We start from the raw sequence: 23,246 nt of genomic DNA on the forward strand, positions 1-23,246 counted from the left end.
TAAATGGCGGATATCCAGATCGAGTTGAACCTACCGGCGGAGATGCGGGATGGCACTCTGCTGCGCGCGGACGTCTACCGGCCCGGCGGTACGGGGCCGTGGCCGGTGCTGCTGAGCCGGCTGCCGTACGGCAAGCAGACGCCGATGATGGCCGCCATGATCGATCCATTGGCGGCTGCTCGGCGCGGCTTCATGGTGGTCGTCCAGGACACACGTGGCCGGTTCGCTTCCGAGGGTGAGTGGGAGCCGTGGACGTACGAGGAGAGCGACGGGTACGACACCGTACGGTGGGCTGCCGCCCTTCCCGGCGCGAACGGCTCTGTCGGCATGGTCGGTGGCAGCTACTTCGGCAACACCCAGTGGATGGCGGCGCTGTCGAAGCCGCCGGAGCTGAAGGCCATCGCGCCGATGATCACCTGGTCCGATCCGGAGGACGGTCTGTGGACGCGCGGCGGCGCGATCGAACTCGGCATCACCGCGCCCTGGACCCTGCTGCAGGGCGCCGACACGCTGATGCGCCGTCACCGCACCGACCTCGACGGACTCGTGAGCGGCGTCACCGGACTCGTACGGGATCTGGACGGTCTGGCGCGCGGCGGTTACGGGGAGCTGCCCGCCGGACGGTTTCCCGCGTTCGCCCGGCACGATCTGCCCGAGCTGGGCTACGAGCGTTCCCGGCGGGAGCCCGAGTGGGCGCGGTCCTGTACTGTCGCGGGCCGCCACGACGAGGTCGACCTGCCCACCTTCCAACTCGGCGGCTGGTACGACATCTTCACCCAGGGCACGCTCGACAACTTCACCGCCATGCGCCGCGCCGGCCGGTCCGCCACGTTGATCATGGGCCCGTGGACGCACACCAACTGGCAGCACGTGGTCGGTGACGTCAACTTCGGATTCGCTGCGCACTCCGAGTTCATGGGCCTGCGGGGACGCGTGCACGACCTGCAGTTCGACTGGTTCCAGCGCCTCCTCGGCGACGGCGACGGCGGCGGCGAGGCTCCGGAGCCGGACACGGGCAAGGTGCTGCTGTTCGTCATGGGTGTCAACCAGTGGCGCGAGGAGACGGAATGGCCCCTGTCGCGGGCCGTGGACACCGACTTCCACCTGCGCGCCGACGGACGACTGACCCCCGAGCCGCCGCCCGTCGCCGAGCAGGCCGATCAGTACACCTACGACCCGATGGAGCCGGTGCCCACCACCGGCGGCGCGCTCCTGATGACCGACGAGTTCCGTCCCGGACCGCTGGACCAGGCTGCCGTGGAAGCGCGCGAGGACGTCCTGGTCTTCACGACCGAGCCGCTCACCGAGGACACCGAGGTGACCGGCCGCATCCGGGCGGTGCTGTTCGCCGCCACGGACGGCCCCTCAACCGACTGGGTGGCCCGCCTGTGCGACGTCGACGAGAACGGCGTCTCCCGCAACGTGACCGACGGCATCGTGCGCGTGCGCGCGGCGACCCCGGGTGCGGCGGCCGAGCACGTGGTGGACCTGTGGTCGACCAGCATCGTCTTCAGGGCGGGGCACCGCATACGGGTCCAGGTCACCTCCAGCAACTTCCCCCGCTGGGACCGCAACCTCAACACGGGCGAACCCGAGGAGAGCGCGACTACGGCCCGCGTGGCCCGGCAGCAGATCTTCCACGACCCCGCCCGGCCCTCCCGCATCGTCCTCCCCATCGTCGCGGCCGGATAAGAAGCGCGGGGCGCTGACCCGCGATCCGCCTCGTCTGTCTGCCTTCGAGCGCGTCCCCGGAAGCGAGGACGCGCCCGAGGGCACCGTCGCCTTCGCGGACCTGCCGGTCCCGGTATTCGGGAGCTGGGCAGGTTAAACAGAGCGGTGAGAGCCCGTCCGACCAGGAAGAGGCCGACGCCGAGAGACGACCTGCTCCCAGCGCGGCTACGCGGACGATGTGTCGCGTTGGGCCTCACGCGCGGTGCGCATGGCGGCTGCAGCCGCGGACACGTGCTCCAAGCAGCGCACTCGGGCGAGCTCCGGGTCACGGCGGACGACCGTGGCGTCCACGATGTCCTCCAGTTCCCGCAGTGACTGTGGCAGGCGCCCCTCGGCCTGGAGCGACAGGCCGCGCAACATGCTGATCCGCGCATGCACGGTTCGGAGAGTGGGGCCGACGAAGTCGTTGCCCGAGCCGTCCATCAACGCCTCGTAGAAGCCATCCTTCGCCTTGAGCTGTTCAGTCAGCGAGCCGCGGGCGATCGCCGCCCGCACCTGGTCCAGAGCGCGCAGGAGGTTCTCCCGGTGCAGAGCCGTCGCACGCTCGGCGAACAGCTGGCCTGCCAAGCCCTCGAGGGCACCGCGCAGCTCGTACAGCGAGTCGGACTCCCGGTCGCTGAGGACCCGTACCACCGGGCCCCGGTTGGGCAGGATCTCGATCAGTCCTTCTGCCTCCAGGTGCCGAAGAGACTCGCGGATCACGGTCCGGCTCACTCCGAAGCGATCACACAGCACCTTCTCCACCAGCCGCTCTCCGGGCTTGAACTGCTCCCCGATAATGGCGTCACGGAGGCGCTCGATCACTTGCTGACGCAAGGGCGCGGCCACCTTGCGTACCGCGTCGCCCGTGAGATGTGCTGCGTCGGTCGTCATAGCGGCCATACTAATACCATATTACGCCACCCTCGGATACTCACGGCAGCCCCACTCTCGTGAGGCTCTCCGCAACGATGCCCGTACAGTCCGACCCCCTCGACCGAGGCAGGGACCGGAGTGGCTTCGCCTCCGGCTCTGGCTCAAGACTTCTGCCGCCAGACCTTCCCCGGCGGACTTGGCCGTAATACGGGAGAGTCGAGGCCGGTGAGATCGCATTTCAAAGCCGCCATTGATGGCCGTAGCCTCGCCCACTTGGGCCTGACGTCGCCTCGAAAGTGCTGTTGAGCTGCTAAATCTGACTGCACCCCTCCCGCCCACAACAGCCTGGCGTCTCCCGCTACACACAGCGACAGCGCGCACAGCCGAAACCAAGGGACACATCACAGAACACCCATCTCGCGCCGAACCTCTTGACATTCAGGTCGACGGTATTACGGTCATATCACTCGAAGGTTGCCCCTTGGCGCAGCCCCGAACGCCGGACGAGCCGGAAGCCATGACGACCCGGAAAGACACGAGTCGCCGACCGAGGGTGCCGGCTCCGAACAGAACGACGTCACTCCCGGACAGGGACGGAGCTCCGAACAGAGTCCCGCAGTCCGGAGCAGGGACCAGCACACACAGTGGCCGGGGCCGCCCCGCCCACATGCAAAGAAAGATGAGGCGATGGCAAGCATCCACCTCGCATCCTCGATCACACACGCCATGGACGATCCCGAGTTCTCCCGGGAGATGCGCTACTTCGACGGCCGCCTGAAGATCGGCGCCTACGGGGAGGAAACCGTCGCGGAATTCCACGACGGAAAGCTCGCCCAGGTAGCGGTCGAGGACACACCGGACGCCGACTGCAAGATCATCATCAGGGGCACCGCAGAACTCTGGGACAACCTCCTGGCCCGCTATCCGGTGCCCTTCTACCAGTGCCTGCAGACCTGCAACATCAAGCACGGGCTGGAGATGAGCACCACCAACGAGACGTACGCCTACCTGCCGGCCCTGAACCGTCTCGTCCAGATTCTCCGCGCCGACAAGAACGAAGGATCATGAGCACCGTAAAGCGGGACCCCATCACCGGTGGCTACATCTACCTCACCGTCGAGGACATCGAGTACCGGGTCTACTACGAGGAAGCCGGCCAGGGCATCCCGCTGCTGCTCGGGCACACCGCCGGCTCGGACGGGCGACAGTACCGCCACCTGATGTGCGACGAGGAGGTCACCCGCAACTTCCGCTGTATCGCGTACGACCTTCCTTACCACGGCAAGTCCCTGCCGCCTTACGGCCACAAGTGGTGGGCCCAGGAGTACAACATGACCCGGGCGCGCATGATGGCGTTCCCCAACACCCTTTCCGACGCGCTCGATCTGGAGCGTCCGGTCTACCTGGGCAGTTCCATGGGTGGTCACCTCGCCATCGACCTGGCCCACGACTTCCCCGAGCGCTATCGGGCCACCATCGCCGTGGAAGGCGCACTGCGCTCGGCCACCGAGTACGTCGACGTCGGCATGGACGGCATCCGCCGCGAGTTCGACAACCCCAACGTCTCACGCAACTCGATTGGCGCGGCGATGCTCCTCAACATGTCGCCCTACTCGCCGGAAGAGGCCGTGCGGGAGGTGCAGTGGGAGTACATGTGCGGAGGCCCCGGCATCTTCGCGGGAGACCTCTATTACTACTACTACGAGCACGACATGACTCCGGACCAGGCCGCCGAGATCGACACCGATCAGTGCATGCTCTACCTGCTCACCGGCGAGTACGACCCCAACACCTCCCCGGCTGAGACACAGGCCGTCGCCGACCGCGTCAAGGGCAGCGAGTTCACGGCGATGCCTAAGCTCGGGCACTTCCCGGCCACGGAGAACTACCCCGAATTCCGCCAGCACCTGCTGCCTGTTCTGAACAAGATCGCCGCAGGGGCGGCGCACCGATGAGGGCCAGGGCACGATCGCACTCGGGTCGCGGCGCGGCCGGGTCGAAGGGATGCACAGCATGAGCACGACGACTGCCATGGCGGTCTCGGTCAACCCGGCCACTGACGCCGTCATCGCGGAATACCCCTTCGTGGACCGGTCAGAGCTGGAAGCGGTCGTCGGCGGCGCGGCGGACGGCTTTTGGACGTGGAGCGCGGTGCCACCCGCGGACCGTTGCGTGGTCCTGGCTCGGATGGCGGACCTGCTCCGCCGCGACCGCGACCGTCTGGCCGGCCTGCTGGTCACCGAGATGGGCAAGCCGATCACCCAGGCTCGCGCGGAGGTGGAAAAGGCGGCGAAGGGCCTGGACTGGTACGCCGCACACGGGGTGGCCATGCTCGTGCAGACGCCCGTCGAGACGGGCGCGCGCACCTATGTGCGGCACCTTCCGCTTGGGATCGTCCTCGCGGTCGAACCGTGGAACTTCCCTGTCTGGCAGGTGATGCGGGGCGCTGCCGGCATCCTCCTGGGGGGCAACGCCTACCTCCTCAAACCCGCCCCCAACGTCGTGGGGTCCGCGCTGGCCCTGGAGGACCTGTGGCACGAAGCAGGGCTTCCGGAAGGCACCTTCAGTGTCCTCAATGCCGAACCCGACGTGGTCTCCGCCGCCATCGCCCATCCCTCCGTCGTCGGTGTCACGGTGACCGGAGGAGTGAAGGCCGGCTCGGCGATCGCCGCCCAGGCGGGACGGGAGCTCAAGCGGACGGTCCTGGAACTCGGCGGCGCGGACGCGTTCATCGTGCTCGCGGACGCGGACCTGGACGCGGCGGTCGCCGCCGCGATCATCGGCCGGTTCCAGAACACCGGTCAGATCTGCATCGCCGCCAAGCGAATCATCCTGGAACGGTCGATAGCCGAGGAGTTCACCGCGCGGTTCGTCACCCAGGCAGCCGCGCTCATCGTGGGCGATCCCCTCGACGAGGAGACGTACATCGGACCGATCGCCCGTGCGGATCTTCGCGAGGAGATAGCCCGTCAGGTCCATCAGACCGTCTCCGAGGGTGGGCGTCTCCTCCTCGGCGGCGAGGCCATAAAAGGCCCCGGCAACTACTTCCCCCCTACCGTCATCGACGGTGTGCGTCCGGGCATGACCGCCTTCGACGAGGAGATCTTTGGGCCGGTGGCCGCGCTCATCACCGCCGACGACGCGGACGACGCGGTCGCCCTGGCCAACCGCTCCCCGTTCGGCCTGTCCGCCTCGGTGTGGACCCGGGACACCGACCGTGCCGCCCGGATCGCCGATGACCTGCAGGTCGGCGGCGTCTTCGTGAACAAACTGCCCGTCTCCGACCCCCGCATCCCCATCGGCGGCGTGAAGAACAGCGGCTACGGACGCGAACTGTCCCACCACGGCGTCCACGAGTTCACCAACGTCCAGGCCGTCTGGATCGAAACACCCGAGCAGTAACGGCTGCCGTCCCCCTACGACGGCCGGCTCGGACACCCTGCGGTGACGCTCGCCGCGAGAGCGGGCCAGGAGCAGCACCCGCTCATTCCCCATCTCATTCCCCCATCACCATCCGCTCGCCACCGGTGTCTTCGGCATGCCCGCTTCCGGACAACCATCAGACGCCGGCCTCCGCGTCAGCCTGGGAGGCAACGCACCATGGAATCCCGCAACGAAAGTACTGTCAGACCCGAGCCCGAGCCCCATCCCCAAGGGCTCCCGGCACCGAAGCGCGTAAAACTGCGCGAGGTGAAGTACGCCACGGTCGTGGCGTTCCTGGCCTGGACGTTCGCCGTCTACGACTTCATCCTGTTCGGCACTCTTCTCCCCGAAATCGGAGCGGACAACGGGCTCGACAACGCCGACCAGGCCGCGCTGGCCACCGCTGTCGCTCTGGGCACGGTGGTTGTCGCCCTGGTAGTGGGTCCGGTGGTGGACAAGTTCGGCCGCCGCGCCGGCATGGTCTTCACCGTGGGCGGGGCGAGCCTTGCCTCCGCGCTGACCGCGCTGGCCGGATCGTTGGGCACCGGGGCGCTGGTGGCCGTCCGGTCCGTCGCCGGACTGGGCTACGCCGAGCAAGGAGTCAACGGCGCCTACCTCAGCGAACTGTACGACGCCTCCGACGACCCCCGACTGGCCAAGCGGAGAGGTCTCGTCTACAGCCTGGTCCAGGGAGGCTGGCCGGTCGGAGCTTTGCTGGCCGCCGGACTGACAGCTGTCCTCCTGCCGGTCGTCGGATGGCGAGGCGCCTTCCTCTTCGCCGCGCTGCCCTCTCTGGGCGTCGCCATCGCCGCCACCAAATTGAGGGAGAGCCCGCAGTTCGAGAGGATCAAGCAGCTCAGACAGCTCAAGAAGCAGGGCCTGCAACCGGAGGCGGCAGCCTCCGCCGAAGGGGCGGAGCGGCCGGCCGGCCTGCGCGCCGTGTTCCAGGGCGACGCTCTGCGCACCACGCTGGCGCTGGGCATCGGCCACCTCATGAACTGGTTCCCGGTCCAGGTGTTCAGCGTCCTGGGCACCACGGTGCTGGTCAACGTGCACCATGTGACGTTCTCGAACTCGCTGATCATCCTCCTGCTGTCGAACATCGTCGCCTACGTGGGTTACCTCGTCCACGGCTTCTTCGGAGACCGGTTCAACCGCCGCAACGTCGTCTCCACCGGCTGGCTCACCGGCGGCGTGGTCATGACCGCGATGCTCTTCGGCCCGGACCAGCCCGCCGTCGTCATCACCCTCTACAGCGTCGGCATGTTCTTCCTCATCGGCCCGTACTCCTGCCTGCTCTTCCTGGCCGGCGAGAGCTACGAAACCTCCGTTCGGGGCACGGGAGCATCGCTGATCACCGCGATCGGGCCGATCGGAGCAGTACTGGCCAGCGCGGCGTCCACCGCCCTGCTCGGCAACGGCGGCGACTGGCAGATGGCCGCTTTCCTGTTCGGCGCGGTCCCGTGCTTCATCTCCGGCCTCGTGGTGCTTGCCTCGCGCAAGCGGCTCCACGGCTCCCGCATATCGGAGCCCGTGGGCCTGGAGGCCTGAGCAGCAGGTCCGCAGCGCGGATCTGCCGTACCCTAATACCGTATTACGGTATTCTCGCTGACACAGATCATTGGAGTCCCTTGTGTCCACCACCATGCAGGACCCGCAGGCGTACATCGACGAGATGGCCCGAACACGCGGGTACGTCCTCGACTACCACAAGGTCATGGCCAAGCAGGACTTCGACGTTCTGCAGGCGGCGAACAACCTGGTCGGAGCCGCCTACCTCGAAGAGCGGACCCTGGACCGCAAGACGAAGGAGCTCATCTTCATCGTCAGCCTGACCGTCATGCGCGCCTCCAAGGGGCATATCCAGAGCCACATCAGGGTCGCCCTCGACCTCGGGCTCTCCGCGCGGGAGATCCTGGAGGCGATCGAGATCAGTCTCCCGGAGGCCGGCATCGTGGCCTTCCAGACCGGTTTCGAAGCATGGCGTGAGGTCGTTGACGCCGACGGGCTCGAGCCCACCGTCAAGGTCTTCGACGGCGGGGCCGGAGCCGGCGCCTAGTTCCTGACTGTCGCCGGGCCGGTCCTCATCGTCACGCCATCGTGACGGCGTACACCGGACAACGGGCCCGCCCTCGGCGGGCGGGCCCCCCGCACGGCAGGCCATCTCCCGCATTCCCCCCTCCCTGCCCGCCGTCGCCCACCGCGCCGCCCACGCCGGTCGACCGACGGCATCCGCACCCAAGGACATCCATGAAAACCGCAGTCGCCTTCATCGGACTGGGCACCATGGGCCAGCCCATGGTCCGTAGCCTCGCCCGCACCGTCCCCGTAGCCGTCTACGACGCCAACCCCGAGGCCGTCGCAGCAGCAGCCTCCTACGACGGCATCACCGCCTTGCACGACGCCCCGGAGTGCGCACAGGCGGACACGGTGCTTCTCATGTTGCCCAACAGTTCCGTGGTCGCACAGGTCCTCGGTGCCCCCGACGACCCCGCGAGCCTCGCCGGACGCCTGCGCCCCGGCACGCTCATCATCGACATGAGCTCCTCGAACCCCCAGGCGACCCAGGAGCTGGCCGCCCGGTTCCAGGAGCGCGGGGTGGCGGTGGTCGATGCTCCGGTCTCGGGCGGTCCCCGCAAGGCGGCCACCGCCGAGCTGACCATCATGGTCGGCGGCGCCCCCGAGGACGTCGAACGTGCTACCCCGTTGCTGCAGACCATGGGCAGCTCCGTGACCCACGTCGGGGTGTCCGGCTCGGCCCACGCGCTCAAGGCACTCAACAACCTGCTGTCGGCGATCGGACTGGTCGGCGCGCTGGAGGTGCTGACCATCGGAGCCAAGTTCGGGCTGGACCCCAAGGTGATGCTGGAGGTCATCAATCGGTCCACCGGCCGCAACCAGGCGACCGAGGTCAAGATCGGCCCTGAGGTGCTGGACGGCCGCTTCGACGTCGGATTCTCCCTCCCACTGACCGTCAAGGACATCACCACAGCTCTCGAGCTGTCCCACTCTCTCCAGATCGACCCCGCGGTCTCCGAGGCGTGCGTCCAGGTGTGTCAGGCGGCACTGGCCAGCCTGGGCAAGCCGAATCCCGATCAGTCCGAGATCGCTCGTCACCTGGAGAAGACCACCGGAGTCACCCTCGCTCGCTGAGCCACCGACCGACTGCCTGCCGCTCCGCAGGGGCACCAAGGACCGGACGGGAGACGAGGGAGTCCGGGGACCTGCTCGTGCCAGAGAGCGGTCGGTGGCCGACCACCGTCGAGTCGATCTCGTCGGCCGCGTACCCACCCGTCTCTACGTCACCGGACCACGGTGGCACCCCCACGTTCCCGAGGAGCGAACCGTGTCTTTGATCATGAACCTGACCCGCCCGTTGCTGCGCCTGAGGCCGAACGCCTTCACCACCGTGGAGAGCATGCGGAAGTCCGTCGACCGCTCCCGCCCCGACGCCCCCGTCCCGGCAGCGCTGCGGCGTTCCTGCTCCATCACGGCCGACATCGTCCACGGCCATCAGGTCATCACGCTGACCCCGAAGACGGGCCGCACGAACAAGGACCTGATCTACACCCACGGCGGCGCCTACATCTACCCGCTGCTCAGCATGCATTGGCAGATCATCGCGACGTTCATCCGCCGGACGGGAGCGAGGGTCACCGTCCCGCTCTACGGACTCGGCCCCGCGCACAACGCCGACGATGCCTACCGGCTCCTCGAAAGCGTCTACCGGAGAGTGGCCGAGCGGGCCGGGAAAGACCCTGTCTTCCTCGTCGGAGACTCCGCCGGCGCCGGACTGGCCGTCGGCCAGGCGATTCTCTACCGCGACCGGGGTCTTCGGGCGCCCGACGGTCTGCTTCTGTTCTCGCCATGGGTCGATGTCACCATGGAAAACCCGGACATCACCGCCGTCACCGGCCGCGACCCCATCCTCGCTCCGCCGGGGCTCACCGCCGCGGGCCGCGACTGGGCCGGAGACCTGAGCACCACCGACCCCCTCGTCAGCCCGCTCCACGACACCCTCAAGGACCTTCCGCCGACGTTCATCTACCAGGGAGGTCACGACATCTTCCTGCCCGATGTGAAGAAGTTCGCAGCGAAAGCAGAAGCCGCCGGCACCAAGGTGGACCTGCGCATCTACCACGCCGCATTCCACGTCTTCATCGGGGCGCCGTGGACTCCTGAAGCACGCCACGCGCTACGCGATGCAGCGGTCCGCATCGCAGCCGATTGACCGCAGATGACGGTCCTGCCCATGTGTAAAGAATCTTATCGGGGACAGCTCCCCACTTCTTCCGGAGGAGGATGATGACCGTCAGTGCAGGTGATGCAACGGCCCCGCAGCGACGCGATGCGCGCCGTAACCGGCAGCTCCTGGTGGAGGCGGGCCACAAGGTGTTCACCGAGCAGGGGCTGCAGGCACCGCTGGACGTGATCGCCCGCAGGGCGGGCGTGGGCAACGCGACGCTCTACCGGCACTTCCCCACCCGCGCCGCCCTCGTCGATGCGGTCTTGGGCGACCAGTTGACCGGCACGACGGAGGCGGGCGAACGGGCCCGGGCGGCCCCGGATGCCTGGACGGGACTGAACGACTATCTCCAGGCCGTCTTCGGCACGCTCGCCGCCGACCGCGGCACCAACGACCTCATGACCACGCATGTCGAGGGCATCGAGGCGCTGGATGCCGTACGCGCGCACAACCAAGAGACGATGGAACTCCTGCTGGAGCGCGGGCGGGAGGAGGGCGCGATCCGCGCGGACGTCACCACCGAGGACGTCCTGTTCGCGCTGGCCGCTCTGGGCCGCGCCGTCCCGGCCCTCACGACCGCGACCACGCCGGACGCCTGGCACCGCCCCCTCGCCCTGCTCCTGGACGGCCTGCGCCCGGCGCCGGCTCCCCTTCCGGGCCTCGCCCTCACCACCGCCCAACTGACCGACGTCCTACGTCATACGGGGCCGCACCGGGCGCCCGTGCGGCCACGAGTGACGTAGGCGCCATTGCGCCGGAAGTCGAATTGCCGCAGGCGGGCCTGACCTCGCACCGCTCGCATGGCACCGGCAAGACCGCGGTCACAGCCTCAGCGCCTTTTACGGCTTCGCACGGCCCGTCGATGAGGGGCCGGATCCGAGCGGCGCCCTGCTCTCCGTTGTGACGGGACGTCAGATCCTGCGAGCGTGCGGGGTGGCCACCGATCCCGGAGCGCTTCAATGTTCCTTGCCGATGCTCTCCCGCGCCCTGCTGGAGACCTGGCACCGGCGCCGGGGCCGGACACTGACGAGGGCCGCCTACGAGACGGTCGGCGGGAAAGCTGAATTACGGGTCTGCCAGTGCGGCGGGCTTGTCAGGCTCCGCCAGCAGGAGTTGGTTGGTTCTCGATCCATGCGAGCCCTCCGAGATCCAGTTGGTGCCGGGCGCGAGTGACGGCGACGTAGGCGAGACGGGCGTCCGTTTCGCTCACAGGTTCCGGGATCGGGCAGCCGCTGTCGTCCACTTGGTCGCTGTCTGGCGGCGGAGGAAAGTCGTCGGCGATTCTGACGCCGAGCCACTCACGGCCTTTTGCCTTGTGAGCGGTGGAGACCGTGACCTCGGCCTTGTCTTCGTCGGTCAGAGCGTCGACGGCGGCGATGATGGCTTCGGGTCCGTGGGTGTCGACAAGCTCGACGAACGGCTGGAGATCTCGGCCTGCGGGATCGTATTCCGCGTAGTCCTGCAACTCACCCCATGAGGCGAAGAGGACCAGTTCGGGATGGGATGTGCGGCGGCCGTCTTTGAGGTCCCGGGCGGCGAGCGCCAATGCGATGAGCGTCTGTCCGCCCCGGGTGAGTGCGACCCGACGGCCTGCCTCCAGCAGTCTCATGACCTCGGTCACGGCGCCGATGTTAGTCCGGCACAGCACCGCGTCTGGGCTCGTGACCTGGCCGACCTTCGTTGGAATGGTGTCGGAACCTGTCAGCCGAATGGGCGCGTCGGTGAACGCGAGCCACCGGTTGGCCTGTTCGGCGAGGAGCGGGCCGAAGCGGAAGGAGCGGGTCAAGGTGAGGTGTACGGCATCGAAGCCAGTCATCACGTCCCGGGCCCCGCGCCACCCGTAGATGGCTTGGGCGGAGTCGCCGACCATGACCAGCTGAGCGTGCCCGCGTTGGGCGGCGAAGACCCGCTCCAGGACCGGGTTGGTGTCCTGGGCCTCGTCGAGGAGGAGGAAGTCGGCCTCGATCTTCGGCTCGGTCAGTGCCCACATCTTCAGGTAGTGGTCGTGCTCGAAGCGGACTACGCCGTCTTCGGGATCCTGTAGATCCTTCCAAGCCTTTCCGACGAAAGGCATGACGGCCTCGGCGAGTTGGGCACGCTCTTTCGGCGTGCCCAAACCGCGCAGAGCCGGAACGTGGTGGGGAGCCGGTGCCCTGTCGGCGGACTGGCAGAAGCGGGTGACCGTGCGCAGCACCGTGTGGGACAGGGTCCGGTGGCTGATCTCGTGATCACCAATGCGGACGGGGGATCTGACTCCTAGGGTGTGCCCAATCCGCCAGGCGGGCTGGCGCGGGCTGCTGAGCCGACGAGCGAACCGGTGGCCCACAGCTGCGTAGGCCGTGGAGTGAGCCGTCCTGCACTGCACGGAGCGCGGGAACCGGCTGGCGGCGGCGTCGGCAATGTCCTTGTTGAAGGCCAGATAGCGGCCTCGGCGTCCACTAGTCGCGGCCAGCAACGCGAGCGTGCTGGTCTTGCCAGTGCCGGCGCCGGCCTGCAGCACCAAGTGGTGGCCGTCCCGAAAGGTGTCGACGGCATGGGCCTGCTCGTCTGTGGGCGTGTGCAACAAGAGCTCCACGGTGTTGAAGGGTCAGCGGGTCGTGTGCGCGGCGCTTCGGCGCTACTCGTCGGCGACACGCGAGGGACCCGACGGTGGACGCCGGTGGTCGAGCAGGACGCGTGCCGCGCAGGCGAGGACGTCTTCGGGAGTGTGCTCGGCGAGGAGGTCTTGCAGCTGCACGGTCAGTTGCCGGGTGCGAGTCCGCGCTTCCCGTTCAACTGCTTCCACGACGGCTCGGGCGAGGAAATCTGCGGGCCTCTCCCCCCGAGCTGCTGCGGCCTTGTCGAGGACAGAGCGCATGGCGCGGGTGAACGCGACGTTGAGCAGGACCTGGCCCGCGGTGTCGGGGTAGTGGGTCGTCAAGACGTCGATGGGCAGGAGCTGATCGAGTTCGTGGCGCAGGGATCGCAGCGCGCGTCCCGGTGACTTGGCCCGGTGCACGGCCATCAGGCGGGTGCGATCCGTGTTCGTCGCGAGCGGCACCCTCCGGCAGGCTCTGTGCAGCTCTGCCGGGGTGACCGGCCTGGTCAGGATGATCTCTACGGCGTGCTGCCTTCTCATCGCCGGACCGCTTTCTGGGCACCGCCGCCAGGATGCGGCCGGCGGCTGTGGGTGGGGAGGCGTCGGTGTACGTACGCGTGGTGGACGAGCGGGTCGAAGGGTTCCCAGTCCGTCAGGGCCAAGTCCGCAGCTGTGGGCGTGGCCGCGTGCTCAGGACAGCGCTGCGTTCGCCAGCGAACCTGTTCGGCGTACGGCACAGAGCTCAGGTCGTACACGGCCATCACCTCGGCGGGCAGAGCCAGCTGTCCCTGGGTGGCCGTTGCGGGAACCAGTCTCCAGAGGCCCGCCGGGCCGTGGGAGGCGAGCATCCTGAGGGTGCATCGGTCACGTCGTCGGGTCTGGGCCACGCACTGGATCTCGTCCAGAGGGCGTGCGGCGAGGTATCGGACGAACAGGATCTGGACGACGGGTCTGGCGGGTCGGCAGGGAGCTTCCGACTGCCGGGACGCTGGGTCCCCGGGTGCCGCTGGTGTGAAGCTTCCAGCGTCCACCAGGCGACGTGTGTTCACGGCCAACGCCCGACGGAGCCTCGTCAGTTCGGGGGCTGCAACGGTGTCGGCGTTGCGGGCCGGGCAAACGCTGGCGTGGGGCAGTCGGCACCAGGCGCTGCCGTCTCCGGAGGGATACGCAAGGCCGGAGCTGACGTGCCAGCGATGGTCGGCGGGCACCGCGGTCGCGGACAACTCCTGCGGGTGCAGGCGGACGGGGCGGTCCCGAACCCGCTGGTACCACTCGATGGGATTTCCGCATTCGCGGCAGCGGTCGCGTTGGGCACAACGCAGAAGTCTGGTGGGGCTGTCGGGATCGACGCACAGTGAGCGTCGCGGGTGGACAGGGGCCGGACTGCTGTCCCGGCGTCGGGGTACGGGTGAGGGGCGCATGGGCGCGAAGGTGCCAGCCCAAACGCCGTAGAGCGACGCCCGGGCCGTAGACGTCCACCGAACAGCCCCATCAAGGGCGACACACGTTTGAATTCACGCTCAAGTGTTCGCGTCGAGATGCCCGATCGGCTGAACAGTCGGCAGACCCAGACGGCTCGTCAGCCGCTCATCGGCTGCGGGGGTTCATGCCCGTGGCACAGGGCGCCGAAGAGTTCATCGAGCGGGGTGCCCAGTGCGTGAGCGAGGGCGTGCCATGACTTGAGGGTGCCGATCGTGCGGCCCTGCTCGATCTCGATGAGGGTCCTTCTGGCCAGGCCACTCCGGGCGGCAAGCTCGTCATAGGTCCATCCCCGCTCCGCGCGCAGCCGGGCCGGCTCCAAACGCAGAGCCTCGAAGTCCGGGTCGGGCGGGAAGATCGTCACCCACCCATCGGAAGGTGCAGACACCTGCCCTGTCAGTGCAGACCTCTGCCCTATTTCGACTCGTCAGGGACGAGAGCGAAGGGCAGAGGTCTGCACTAGCGTGTGCACCCGACTCCAGTCCGGCAGAGGGCCGGCGCAGTGAACGACGGGAGGAAGACGCGCGCCATGAGGCTCTGCTTCGCACGTCCGGGAGTCCGGCGCACCTGGACAGTCGAACTGCGCCCGCAACCCGGCGGGCCGGTCCTCGTGTGCCGACAGTGCACGCACGGTGGGTGGCCGCTTGTCGGCTCCGCCGCTCGAGCTGAGCTCTTGGCCCATCTGGCCGCTCATGCTCGTCAAGATCCTCTCCCCGCACACCTGCGGATCTGCCAGTGCCACGAGCGAGGCTGTCGCCAGCATCCCCGCCACCGCGGGTGCAACGGCCCGATCCGGCTCCTCCTCGTCCGTGAACGCGGCGGACGCCGCTGGCGCCTCTCCGACGCCTGTACAGCGTGTGCGGCGGCCACTTCTCAGGCCGCTGTCGTCCCTGAAGCAACCCTGCTCAGCACGACTGCACCATCCGGACAGACGCGCGCTCGACCCCGACGATGCCCAAGAGGACCAGACGGCCAGACCCGCGTGCGCGAGATGCTCACCTATCTGGCCACAGCCTTGCCCGGGGAAACCGGAGCTGACGTCCGCATGCTCGCCCTTCAGTGCGCACTACGCATGAACGACTCGGCTCAAGTCAGGTTGCCCTACGGTGTGCTACGGAGCCTTCGCGTCGAGTCTGCCGCAAGCGCCTGGCGCGAACTCGACCAGGCAGGGCTGATGCGCACATGCCCAACGACCCATCGCGCAGTGGCAGTTCAGATCCTCGACGCCGGTCTGCTCACGCAGCACCCGGCGCGGCCCGACCGGCTCCGCGCCGCCGACTGGGCGTTGCGCGGCGCCTGTCCTGCTCACACCTCCACTCCGCTGCTACGACTTGCCGCTCTGTCACTCGTCGTCCGCACTGCTCCTGCTAGCGATCACGGTGTGGCGGAGGCAGAGCATGTGGCGCGAGAGTGCGGGGTGCCTGCTACGGCCCTTCCCTCGCTACTGGAGCAGTTGGTAACCGCAGGGGTTCTCCTGACCTGGCAAGCGGTACTGGACACGGGAGAGGTGTCATGGAGGCTGGGTCCTAATGCGCTGCGCCCCTATCCCGCCATCGAGGACGCCGACTGAAACGCTCGGGCCCGTCTGATCCGCAGCTGGGGCGCCCGAGGAAAAAGCATTGCCATCGGACCACACCACATAGAGCGCGGCTCAAGGACGCCGGAGAGAGCCCGTCGGCTTTCGTCCAAGACTCGCGGCAGGCGACTGAGGTATCAGGCGCCCAGCGCCTCCACACCGGCCTCACGATCAGCGCTTCCGAAGTCCCCTCGCCACCCAGATGCTCGGATGGACGATCAGCGACTGCAGACAGGAGGAGAGAGCGTTTCAACTAGCCGATCGCCCGCGACGGGCGTTAGCACCGCTCATATTCATGCGCCAGGTCAGCATGCTCCTGCTGACTCCGTATTCGAGCATCGCCGTCTCAGGACTGATCCCCTTCCTGGCGATGGACCAGGCCGCCTCGTTTGTGATGAGGAGATTTCCCGCCAGCCAATCGGCCTCCCCTTCGATCTCACCGTCCCAGTGCCGACAACCGAGAACGTCAAGCGCCGGACCGGGTGGATGCATCAAGAGCGCATGGGCGATCTCATGATCGGCTGAACTGTTCTGGCGTCCCGGATCATGGGAGTCGTTCACCCAGATCTCGCGCCGTGGTCCTGCGTGCACGGTCAGGGCACTCAAGGATTCCCGCTCGGTCGTGAGGAGTCGCTCAATGCGAGCGTCATACGCGATTGCCGAGCTGAAGGTCTTGATGGGGATCGCCAAGTGTTCAGCGAGTTGCGCAGGCGCAAGCGGTGCGGCGGGATGGAGCCCCAACTCCCTCCGCATCTGCACCGCCAAGCGGTTGGCTTCAGCCTTGAAGCCATGACGCAACGACATAGGGAGCTCCCCTACTCCGGCTGATCCGTCACCAACTGGTTGTAGGCGACGGTGATCAGAGCTTCGAGGGCTTCTGCGGCCTCAGGAGTGAGGTTGCGATCGCCCCGCAGATGCGTAGCCACTTTGGTCAACGTGTCTTGACTGCGCGGTTCGTCGGTCCGGCGAACGAAATCATCCGCGCTCAGATTGGCCCATGTGACAAGAGCCGCGAGCCCGTCCACGTCGGGCCGTCGACCCTGAGCCAATCTCGTCAGCGTCGAGGCGCTGACACCTGCCTGCTGGGCCACGTCCTTCCAGAGAAGGCCGCGCTCCTGCCGCGTGCGATCCAGGGCTGTGTGAAACGCGACCGCGTCAAACCGTCCTGCTGCAATCCGCTCGTTCACGATCTCCTCCTCTCTCCCACACATGGTTGCACATCAGGTACCGCTTGCGAAAGTCGAACCACACCCCTTACGCTCCTGATTGCAAGATCGGTACTGATGTCGATCTTGCAATCGACTGGGAGTCAATGACGAAGGGTGGTGGCCATATGGCTACGAACACTGGCAAGGGATTCCGTCGCGGCAGCGTCTCCCGGCGGAGCCAGGTCCTCAATCCCCGGACCGCCACGTGGACAAAACGAGGTGAGAACGGCCGCTTCATGGACGGGAAGACAGGGGGCACGCCGTTCAAGGGTGTCCGCCGCGAGAAGTAGGAACGTCTCGCGCTGGTGGGAGGCCGAAGTCTCGTCTCCCACCAGCGTGCAAGGAGGTATCGATGGTTCGCAAAGAGTCCCTTGCGCAGCTCCTCGACGAAGGACGCCGCAAGATCCAGGTGACCGGCGATGAACTCGCCGAAGCCAAGCGCCGCCGCCAGCTCCTGGCCGCGTCCGCGCGCCGGGCCTTCCCGGGCTCCACCACCTACTACAACGGGAGCGTCGCGCACGGCGACGCCAACACCCCCCTCACCGACGTCGACCTCGGCGTCGTCCTCACCAAGAAGGACGCCGAGCCGTACGGCCCCGGCAAGAAGAGCGCCCTGGACCTCATGGAGAAGGTCCACGAGGTGATCCACGAGGACCTCGACGACCAGTTCGACAAGCTCACCATCGAGGTCGAAGGCCGCCGCCGCGCCGTGCTCGTACGCTTCGGCGACCCGGTCACGCCGGGGCAGGACGACTTCACCGCGGACGTGATGACCGCGCTCCCGCACCCGTCAGGCCGCGGGCTGTACATCCCGAACACGAAGATCGCGGACCAGTGGGACCGCGCCGACCCGATCACCCATACCCGGATGGTGCTCCAGGCCATCGAGGACACCGAGGTCGTCTTCGCACGTACGGTCCGACTGCTAAAGCACTGGAACTGCACGCACAGCAAGCCCATGTGCAGCTGGAACATCAAGGCGCTGTGCCTGGACTGCCTCGACGAGCCCATGCCGCTGATCAACGCGTTGCAGGTCTTCTTCACCTACGCGGCGGACGAGATCGACAAGGGCCAGACGCCCGACCCGGCCGGTGTGGCCGGCCCGATCCCGCTCAACATGCCGCGCCGCGAGGTGCGCAAGCGGCTGCGCACCGCCAAGGAATACATCGACCTCGCGATCGAGCACGAGAAGGCGGACCGCCCGCGCAGTGCGCAGCACGCGCTGCACCAGGTGCTCCCGGAGCTAGTTGCGGATGCGGACGGCACACAGGAGGAGGCCGTGCGCCTCGCCCGCACCGTCCTCGCGGGTGGTACGGCCGCCTCGGGTCTGGGGCTCGCCACTGGGCTCGGGACGTCGACCCGGCCCCGGGCCTGGGGAGATTGACCGCCATGCCCCTCTGGTACGGGGTCCAGCCGGCATGGTGGGCCCCGCTCGAACGGGACGCCCGGCAGTACTTCGGCGACGCACTCCAACACACTTACGGCCGAAGGTCGTTGACGTACGGGCTCACCGGACTCGACGTCGTGGGCGAGCCCGACCCCATCGACATCCGGATCCGCTTCCACGCGGACCCGCCCTACCCCACATACGGCCAGCGGCCCGAGGACTTCCCGCGCGTCTACGCCAAGCCGGGAGTCCCGTCGAAGCACCGCTACCAGGCCGACGGCGCCCTCTGTCTCTGGTATCCGCTCGACCCGGAAGAACAGCGGTGGACGAGTTCGAAAGGGCTGCTGGACCTCATCGAGATAGTCCGCACACACTTGTTCCTTGAACACTACTGGCGGCTCACCGGCGGCGAGCGGGGCGGCCAGTGGCTGGTGGAGGATGCTCCTCACGGCTTTCCGGGGAGTGATGCGTGGCGGTCATCGCGGCGGCACAGGCGACGGACGGCGGCTGGACGTGGACCCAGACCGCCGCACTGATCGTTCCCTGCATCGCTCTCTTCGGCGCCTACCTCACGTACGCCCTCAACCAGCGGGCCGTACGTAAGGAGCGCCGGGCCAAGACCTTTGCGGAGGCCCTGACGGCGGTCGAGGAGTACCTGGAGATGCCGTACCGCATACGACGACGCCCCAAGTCCTCCTCCGCCGTGCGGCAGCAGCTCACCGACGAGGTCAGCGGCCTACTGGCGCGGATGGCCTTCCACCAGGCGTGGCTTCAGATCGAGGCATCGGCGGTCGCGGGCCCCTACGCGACGCTCGTGGCCACGGCCCGAGCGGAGGCCGGGGCGCAGATGAGCCTCGCCTGGGACCAGCCACCCATCACGAGTGACAGCGGCATGAACCTCGGGGTGCCGTATCCGCGGGACCGGTCAAACGCCGCACGAGCCATCTGCATCGAGGTGATGCGCCGTCACCTCGGAGAACGATCGTGATCTTGGTGCCAACTATCCCTCTTTTGTGCCAACTAAAAATCCTCGTCACAAGCCCTCAGCGGCGCACTCTCGGCATCCCCAGCCCGATCCACGAGATGATCTCCCGCTGGATCTCGTTGTTGCCGCCTCCGAAGGTGAAGATCACCGCTGACCGGTAGCCGCGTTCCAGCTCGCCGTGGAGTATCTCGCCGGCCGAGCCCTCCTTCAGCGCACCCGGGACGGCGACGATCTCCAGGAGCCAGGCGTAGGCCTCGCGGCGGGCCTCGGAGCCGTAGACCTTGACCGCGGAGGCGTCCTGGGGGGTGAGGGTGCCTTCCTGGACGGCGTTCACCATCTGCCAGTTGAGGAGTTTCATCGCGTCGAGCCTGGTGTGGATCTGGGCCAGGCGGCGGCGGACCCACGGCAGGTCGACGACACGGCGGCCGTCGGCGAGCTTGGTCTCCATCGCCCAGCGCTGGACCTCGTGCAGGGAGCGGATGGCCATCGTGCCGTGGGCGGCGAGGGTGACGCGCTCGTGGTTGAGCTGGTTGGTGATCAGCCGCCAGCCCTGGTTCTCCTCGCCGACCCGGTGGGCGACGGGGACGCGGACGTTCTCGTAGTAACTGGCGGTGGTGTCGTGGGAGGCGAGGGTGCGGATGAGGGTGCAGGAGTAGCCGGGGTCGGTGGTCGGCATGAGGAGCATGGTGATGCCCTTGTGCGGCGGGGCGTCCGGGTCCGTGCGCACGGCGAGCCACACCCAGTCCGCCGTGTCGCCGTTCGTCGTCCAGATCTTGTGGCCGTTGACCACGTACTCGTCGCCGTCCCGCACGGCACGCGTCTTCAGGGCGGCCAGGTCGGTGCCCGCCTCCGGCTCGCTGTAGCCGATCGCGAAGTCGATCTCGCCGGCGAGGATCTTCGGCAGGAAGTACGCCTTCTGCTCGTCGCTGCCGTACCGCATGATCGTCGGGCCGACGGTGTTGAGTGCCATGAGCGGCAGCGGTACGCCCGCCTGGGCGGCCTCGTCGAAGAAGATAAACTGTTCCATCGGGCTCAGCCCGCGCCCCCCGTACTCCTGCGGCCAGCCGACGCCGAGCCAGCGGTCGGCGCCGAGGCGGCGGATGGTCTCGCGGTAGAAGCGCTTCTGGGCAACGTGGTCGCTGAAGCGCGAGTAGGCCCGCTCCGGCACCAACTCGGCGAAGTAGGCGCGCAGTTCGGTGCGCAGCTGCTGCTGCTCGGGCGTGTATTCGAGATGCACGGCGCCTCCTGCTGGCTCCCCAAGGCCGGACCTGTCGGCGCACACGGTAGAACGTGTTCCAGAAATTGGGAATGGTGGTGCGTGTACGGGTCCCGGACATGCCTGAGGGGGTCCCGGATGTCCGGGACCCCCTCGGGGCGGTCGGTGCGGCGGACCGCTCAGTGCGCGACGGGCCTCGCCTTCGGCTCGGCACCACTCGCGCCGACGGCCGCCGCCGTCCTCGGAGCGAGCAGCCGTTCCGCCATCAGTCCGAAGACCAGGCCGAACGCGGTCCACATCGTCACCTGGATGCCGAGCGTGGCCACCCGGTACCGCCACAGGAGGCTCGCGGAGAAGCCCGCTGGGACCTCGTTGGTGAACGACGGCAGGAACGCGTAGGCGAGTCCCACGACGAGGACGAAGAAGGCGCTCGCGGCGAGAGTCGCGTTCCAGTTGCCCAGGCGCGGCGCGAGACGCTTGCCCAGGATGACCGCGCCGACGGCCAGCAGCACGCTGAGCGCGACCATCAGGAAGAAGAGCGCGGTGCGCCGGTTGAGGGTGTCGGGGTCACCGACGGCGGGCGGGTTGGCCGGGTACTTGAGGAACGGCACCACGTACACGGCGAGCAGGCCGGCCCCCGCGAGGAGCAGCGCGGTCGCGCGCGGCCCGAAGCGGCCGATCCGGCCGAGCGCGAAGCAGTACGCGAGGGCGGCGATACCGCCGAACGCGACGCCGTACACGAGGACACCGGTGCCCAGGCCCACGGTGGACTGCAACGCACGGGAGACCAGGGCCTGTTCGGCATGGCCGTGGGCCTCGTGCATCTCCTCGAACGCGATCGCGTCGTCGACGAGCGGCTCGGCGAAGAAGTACGCGAAGACCCAGACCAGCACACCCGCGACCAGGCCCGCGAGCATGCCGCGGACGAGGAGGTTTCGGACAGTTGTGGAGTTCATGAGCTCGTACGTTCCCTGTCCTCGTCAGTGGCAGGGGAAGCCGAGCAGGTGGCGGGCGTCGTGCACCCATTCGTGCACGCCCTCGCCGGAGACCAGGGAGGTGGCGCCCTGTTCGGCGCCGACGAAGTAGAGCAGTACCAGCATCAGCACGCCGAAGAAGACCGCCCAGGGGGCGATCGCGCCGATCGGCAGCTTCTCGGGTACGGCGGTGGGGGCGGCGGTCGGCTGAATCGCGGACTGTGCCATGACAGACCTCCTGGGGGAACTCGCGTCCCGTATCGGTGGTGCGGAGGACGACAGTCACGGGTCTGACTTGCCCCCGGGCCGCACCGGGCGGGTGCGTACGGGGCTTACAGTGGCGCGACCGTGCCGGATTCCCACCGGCTTCCGTCGAACCGTCGTCAATATCGACGAGAAGGTACCGCGAAGCTGGGGTTCGGCCAAGGGCGCGTGGGACGGCGTACGGTGCGCCGGTGCGCCGTACGGTGCCTCAAGTTCCGTACATGACAACGACATTGGGGCGGTATGAGCGCGGGAGCGACCGGATGACGAGCCGCGTGATGTTGATCTCACCGGCGATCAGCGCGGCCCTGCGGGAGGCCCGTTTCGACGACAGCTGTCCCCTGGACGCGTCGGGCCTGCGGCTCGCCCGGGCGGCGGCCGGGACGCTGCCGGCGGTGTCCACGGTCTGGGTCTCCCCCACCCCGCGCTGCCGTGAGACGGCTCGGGCACTGGGCCTCGACGCCGGTCCGGGGCCGGGGCCGGCCGGTATGGACGCGGGCCGCTGGCGCGGCGCGACCCTGGCGGAGGTGACGGAGAAGGAGCCGGAAGCGCTGGCGCAGTGGCTGACCGACCCTCAATCGGCCCCGCACGGCGGTGAGTCGGTCCACGCGCTCTGCGACCGGATCGCCCGCTGGCTGGACGAGACGGTTGGGCAGGTCACGGGCCGGGCAGTCGCCGTCGTCGAGCCGGAGGTCGTACGGGCGGCGACGATACGAGCGCTGGGAGCTCCGGAGTCGGCGTTCTGGCGGATCGACGTTCCGCCGTTGACGGCAACGGAGTTGAGCGGCCGGGCGGGGCGCTGGAATGTGCGGGTGGGCGGGCAACTCGGGGCGCCGCACGACACGTAGGGGGCGTCCGGGGAGCGCACCTGGGGTTCACTGCGCGGGGTGGCTCACCCGCCGTCGTCCCCGGGGCGCGGCGTGTCCAGCGTCCAGGCGAAGTCCGTGCACGCCTGTGCGCACTCCCGGCATGCCTTCGCCGTGTCCTCCCCGCCGGGGTGGTCGTCGAAGACCTGGGCGGTTTCCAGGCAGACCGTGCCGCACCACTCCAGTTGGACACGGAGAGCGGCCTCGTCCTGGTCCTGTTCGGCGAGCAGGCGGCACGTCGCGTCGCACACCTCCGCGCACAGGATGCCCTTGCGGCGCGCGAGGGCATCCTCGGGAGGCCCGTCCGGGTCCGCGAGACTGGCGCGCAGCGCACATGAGCGCGCACACTCGGAGCACGCCTGGGCGCAGACGAAGCGGTCCTCCAAGAACCTGAAGAGTTCCTGCTGCGTAGTTGTAGGGGTCACGCCGCTCGAGTTGCCGCAGTGGGGACCGTCAAA

At 68.1% G+C, this 23,246-nt stretch carries 27 protein-coding genes and 1 riboswitch; of the genes, 16 read left to right on the forward strand and 11 right to left on the reverse strand.

Features of this window, described 5'->3' with window-relative positions:
* Positions 1 to 3 precede the first annotated feature (3 nt).
* Complete coding sequence (locus QA861_RS25995) at positions 4 to 1,692, forward strand: CocE/NonD family hydrolase (RefSeq protein WP_334590993.1); 1,689 nt, start codon at positions 4 to 6, stop codon at positions 1,690 to 1,692.
* Positions 1,693 to 1,896: 204 nt separating this feature from the next.
* Here the strand turns inward: QA861_RS25995 and QA861_RS26000 are convergent, their stop codons facing one another.
* Entirely contained in the window at positions 1,897 to 2,604 is a 708-nt protein-coding gene (locus tag QA861_RS26000) for a GntR family transcriptional regulator (protein ID WP_334590994.1), read from the reverse strand.
* Between the two features lie 669 nt (positions 2,605 to 3,273).
* On the opposite strand from QA861_RS26000, the gene QA861_RS26005 reads away from it, so the two are divergent.
* From QA861_RS26005 to QA861_RS26045, 9 genes are all read left to right on the forward strand, one after another.
* A complete protein-coding gene (locus tag QA861_RS26005; protein WP_334590995.1) occupies positions 3,274 to 3,654 on the forward strand; it encodes a hypothetical protein in 381 nt (126 codons plus the stop codon).
* Positions 3,651 to 4,541 (forward strand): alpha/beta fold hydrolase, encoded by an 891-nt coding sequence (locus QA861_RS26010; protein WP_334590996.1) that lies wholly within the window; start codon positions 3,651 to 3,653, stop codon positions 4,539 to 4,541. Before QA861_RS26005 ends, QA861_RS26010 begins: the two co-directional genes overlap by 4 nt.
* A gap of 58 nt (positions 4,542 to 4,599) precedes the next feature.
* Complete coding sequence (locus tag QA861_RS26015) at positions 4,600 to 5,988, forward strand: aldehyde dehydrogenase family protein (RefSeq protein WP_334590997.1); 1,389 nt, start codon at positions 4,600 to 4,602, stop codon at positions 5,986 to 5,988.
* Positions 5,989 to 6,276: 288 nt separating this feature from the next.
* Positions 6,277 to 7,560, forward strand: a complete 1,284-nt coding sequence (locus QA861_RS26020; protein WP_334590998.1) for an MFS transporter — start codon at positions 6,277 to 6,279, stop codon at positions 7,558 to 7,560.
* Positions 7,561 to 7,642: 82 nt separating this feature from the next.
* Complete coding sequence (locus QA861_RS26025) at positions 7,643 to 8,068, forward strand: carboxymuconolactone decarboxylase family protein (RefSeq protein ID WP_334590999.1); 426 nt, start codon at positions 7,643 to 7,645, stop codon at positions 8,066 to 8,068.
* Positions 8,069 to 8,259: 191 nt separating this feature from the next.
* Positions 8,260 to 9,162, forward strand: coding sequence for an NAD(P)-dependent oxidoreductase (locus QA861_RS26030; protein ID WP_334591001.1), 903 nt, complete (start codon positions 8,260 to 8,262; stop codon positions 9,160 to 9,162).
* A gap of 193 nt (positions 9,163 to 9,355) precedes the next feature.
* Positions 9,356 to 10,240, forward strand: a complete 885-nt coding sequence (locus tag QA861_RS26035; RefSeq protein WP_334591002.1) for an alpha/beta hydrolase fold domain-containing protein — start codon at positions 9,356 to 9,358, stop codon at positions 10,238 to 10,240.
* A 74-nt stretch (positions 10,241 to 10,314) separates the two neighbouring features.
* Positions 10,315 to 10,998, forward strand: coding sequence for a TetR/AcrR family transcriptional regulator (locus tag QA861_RS26040; RefSeq protein ID WP_334591003.1), 684 nt, complete (start codon positions 10,315 to 10,317; stop codon positions 10,996 to 10,998).
* A gap of 229 nt (positions 10,999 to 11,227) precedes the next feature.
* Positions 11,228 to 11,428 (forward strand): hypothetical protein, encoded by a 201-nt coding sequence (locus QA861_RS26045; protein WP_503461753.1) that lies wholly within the window; start codon positions 11,228 to 11,230, stop codon positions 11,426 to 11,428.
* Here the strand turns inward: QA861_RS26045 and QA861_RS26050 are convergent.
* The 4 genes from QA861_RS26050 to QA861_RS26065 form a co-directional block, all read right to left on the reverse strand.
* On the reverse strand, positions 11,349 to 12,818 hold the full coding sequence (locus QA861_RS26050; protein WP_334591005.1) for a UvrD-helicase domain-containing protein: 1,470 nt from the start codon (positions 12,816 to 12,818) through the stop codon (positions 11,349 to 11,351). The two genes, QA861_RS26045 and QA861_RS26050, sit on opposite strands and share 80 nt — an antisense overlap.
* A gap of 54 nt (positions 12,819 to 12,872) precedes the next feature.
* On the reverse strand, positions 12,873 to 13,373 hold the full coding sequence (locus tag QA861_RS26055; protein WP_334591006.1) for a hypothetical protein: 501 nt from the start codon (positions 13,371 to 13,373) through the stop codon (positions 12,873 to 12,875).
* Entirely contained in the window at positions 13,370 to 14,254 is an 885-nt protein-coding gene (locus QA861_RS26060) for a DUF6083 domain-containing protein (protein ID WP_334591007.1), read from the reverse strand. Before QA861_RS26060 ends, QA861_RS26055 begins: the two co-directional genes overlap by 4 nt.
* Positions 14,255 to 14,412: 158 nt before the next feature.
* Entirely contained in the window at positions 14,413 to 14,676 is a 264-nt protein-coding gene (locus QA861_RS26065) for a helix-turn-helix transcriptional regulator (RefSeq protein ID WP_334591008.1), read from the reverse strand.
* Between the two features lie 840 nt (positions 14,677 to 15,516).
* Between QA861_RS26065 and QA861_RS26070 the strand changes: the two genes are divergently transcribed.
* Positions 15,517 to 15,882, forward strand: coding sequence for a hypothetical protein (locus QA861_RS26070; protein ID WP_334591009.1), 366 nt, complete (start codon positions 15,517 to 15,519; stop codon positions 15,880 to 15,882).
* A 255-nt stretch (positions 15,883 to 16,137) separates the two neighbouring features.
* Here QA861_RS26070 and QA861_RS26075 read toward each other — a convergent pair whose 3' ends face one another.
* Together QA861_RS26075 and QA861_RS26080 are read right to left on the reverse strand one after the other, a co-directional pair.
* A complete protein-coding gene (locus tag QA861_RS26075) occupies positions 16,138 to 16,692 on the reverse strand; it encodes an ImmA/IrrE family metallo-endopeptidase (protein WP_334591010.1) in 555 nt (184 codons plus the stop codon).
* 11 nt (positions 16,693 to 16,703) lie between these two features.
* Positions 16,704 to 17,075 carry a helix-turn-helix domain-containing protein gene (locus tag QA861_RS26080; protein WP_240512534.1) on the reverse strand — a complete coding sequence of 124 codons (372 nt, stop codon included), beginning with the start codon at positions 17,073 to 17,075 and terminating at the stop codon, positions 16,704 to 16,706.
* Positions 17,076 to 17,221: 146 nt separating this feature from the next.
* Here QA861_RS26080 and QA861_RS26085 point away from each other — a divergent pair, with 146 nt between their 5' ends.
* The 4 genes from QA861_RS26085 to QA861_RS26100 all read left to right on the forward strand — a co-directional run bounded on the left by QA861_RS26085 (position 17,222) and on the right by QA861_RS26100 (position 19,471).
* A complete protein-coding gene (locus QA861_RS26085; RefSeq protein WP_334591011.1) occupies positions 17,222 to 17,386 on the forward strand; it encodes a hypothetical protein in 165 nt (54 codons plus the stop codon).
* A 62-nt stretch (positions 17,387 to 17,448) separates the two neighbouring features.
* A complete protein-coding gene (locus QA861_RS26090; protein WP_334591012.1) occupies positions 17,449 to 18,480 on the forward strand; it encodes a hypothetical protein in 1,032 nt (343 codons plus the stop codon).
* 5 nt (positions 18,481 to 18,485) lie between these two features.
* Entirely contained in the window at positions 18,486 to 19,019 is a 534-nt protein-coding gene (locus QA861_RS26095; protein ID WP_334591013.1) for a hypothetical protein, read from the forward strand.
* Complete coding sequence (locus QA861_RS26100; protein WP_334591014.1) at positions 18,953 to 19,471, forward strand: hypothetical protein; 519 nt, start codon at positions 18,953 to 18,955, stop codon at positions 19,469 to 19,471. The genes QA861_RS26095 and QA861_RS26100 overlap by 67 nt, the downstream gene beginning before the upstream one ends.
* A 55-nt stretch (positions 19,472 to 19,526) precedes the next feature.
* On the opposite strand, the gene QA861_RS26105 is transcribed toward QA861_RS26100, so the two are convergent.
* From QA861_RS26105 to QA861_RS26115, 3 genes are all read right to left on the reverse strand, one after another.
* Positions 19,527 to 20,705 carry an acyl-CoA dehydrogenase family protein gene (locus QA861_RS26105; protein ID WP_334591015.1) on the reverse strand — a complete coding sequence of 393 codons (1,179 nt, stop codon included), beginning with the start codon at positions 20,703 to 20,705 and terminating at the stop codon, positions 19,527 to 19,529.
* 158 nt (positions 20,706 to 20,863) lie between these two features.
* Positions 20,864 to 21,640 (reverse strand): CbtA family protein, encoded by a 777-nt coding sequence (locus QA861_RS26110; protein ID WP_334591016.1) that lies wholly within the window; start codon positions 21,638 to 21,640, stop codon positions 20,864 to 20,866.
* Positions 21,641 to 21,664: 24 nt separating this feature from the next.
* Positions 21,665 to 21,886 (reverse strand): CbtB domain-containing protein, encoded by a 222-nt coding sequence (locus tag QA861_RS26115; RefSeq protein WP_006383093.1) that lies wholly within the window; start codon positions 21,884 to 21,886, stop codon positions 21,665 to 21,667.
* Positions 21,887 to 21,922: 36 nt separating this feature from the next.
* Positions 21,923 to 22,054: riboswitch (cobalamin riboswitch) on the reverse strand.
* Between the two features lie 131 nt (positions 22,055 to 22,185).
* Here QA861_RS26115 and QA861_RS26120 point away from each other — a divergent pair.
* Positions 22,186 to 22,770, forward strand: a complete 585-nt coding sequence (locus QA861_RS26120) for a histidine phosphatase family protein (RefSeq protein WP_334591017.1) — start codon at positions 22,186 to 22,188, stop codon at positions 22,768 to 22,770.
* Positions 22,771 to 22,814: 44 nt separating this feature from the next.
* Here QA861_RS26120 and QA861_RS26125 read toward each other — a convergent pair whose 3' ends face one another.
* Complete coding sequence (locus QA861_RS26125) at positions 22,815 to 23,213, reverse strand: four-helix bundle copper-binding protein (RefSeq protein WP_334591018.1); 399 nt, start codon at positions 23,211 to 23,213, stop codon at positions 22,815 to 22,817.
* Positions 23,214 to 23,246: the final 33 nt, after the last annotated feature.

This window comes from Streptomyces sp. B21-083 (assembly GCF_036898825.1).
GTDB lineage: Bacteria > Actinomycetota > Actinomycetes > Streptomycetales > Streptomycetaceae > Streptomyces.

Coding starts and splice junctions, on each gene's coding strand:
- QA861_RS25995 (WP_334590993.1), top strand. CDS start 4: ATGGCGGATATCCAGATCGAGTTGAACCTACCGGCGGAGATGCGGGAT.
- QA861_RS26000 (WP_334590994.1), bottom strand. CDS start 2,604: ATGACGACCGACGCAGCACATCTCACGGGCGACGCGGTACGCAAGGTG.
- QA861_RS26005 (WP_334590995.1), top strand. CDS start 3,274: ATGGCAAGCATCCACCTCGCATCCTCGATCACACACGCCATGGACGAT.
- QA861_RS26010 (WP_334590996.1), top strand. CDS start 3,651: ATGAGCACCGTAAAGCGGGACCCCATCACCGGTGGCTACATCTACCTC.
- QA861_RS26015 (WP_334590997.1), top strand. CDS start 4,600: ATGAGCACGACGACTGCCATGGCGGTCTCGGTCAACCCGGCCACTGAC.
- QA861_RS26030 (WP_334591001.1), top strand. CDS start 8,260: ATGAAAACCGCAGTCGCCTTCATCGGACTGGGCACCATGGGCCAGCCC.
- QA861_RS26040 (WP_334591003.1), top strand. CDS start 10,315: ATGACCGTCAGTGCAGGTGATGCAACGGCCCCGCAGCGACGCGATGCG.
- QA861_RS26045 (WP_503461753.1), top strand. CDS start 11,228: ATGCTCTCCCGCGCCCTGCTGGAGACCTGGCACCGGCGCCGGGGCCGG.
- QA861_RS26055 (WP_334591006.1), bottom strand. CDS start 13,373: ATGAGAAGGCAGCACGCCGTAGAGATCATCCTGACCAGGCCGGTCACC.
- QA861_RS26060 (WP_334591007.1), bottom strand. CDS start 14,254: ATGCGCCCCTCACCCGTACCCCGACGCCGGGACAGCAGTCCGGCCCCT.
- QA861_RS26075 (WP_334591010.1), bottom strand. CDS start 16,692: ATGTCGTTGCGTCATGGCTTCAAGGCTGAAGCCAACCGCTTGGCGGTG.
- QA861_RS26085 (WP_334591011.1), top strand. CDS start 17,222: ATGGCTACGAACACTGGCAAGGGATTCCGTCGCGGCAGCGTCTCCCGG.
- QA861_RS26090 (WP_334591012.1), top strand. CDS start 17,449: ATGGTTCGCAAAGAGTCCCTTGCGCAGCTCCTCGACGAAGGACGCCGC.
- QA861_RS26095 (WP_334591013.1), top strand. CDS start 18,486: ATGCCCCTCTGGTACGGGGTCCAGCCGGCATGGTGGGCCCCGCTCGAA.
- QA861_RS26110 (WP_334591016.1), bottom strand. CDS start 21,640: ATGAACTCCACAACTGTCCGAAACCTCCTCGTCCGCGGCATGCTCGCG.
- QA861_RS26115 (WP_006383093.1), bottom strand. CDS start 21,886: ATGGCACAGTCCGCGATTCAGCCGACCGCCGCCCCCACCGCCGTACCC.
- QA861_RS26120 (WP_334591017.1), top strand. CDS start 22,186: ATGACGAGCCGCGTGATGTTGATCTCACCGGCGATCAGCGCGGCCCTG.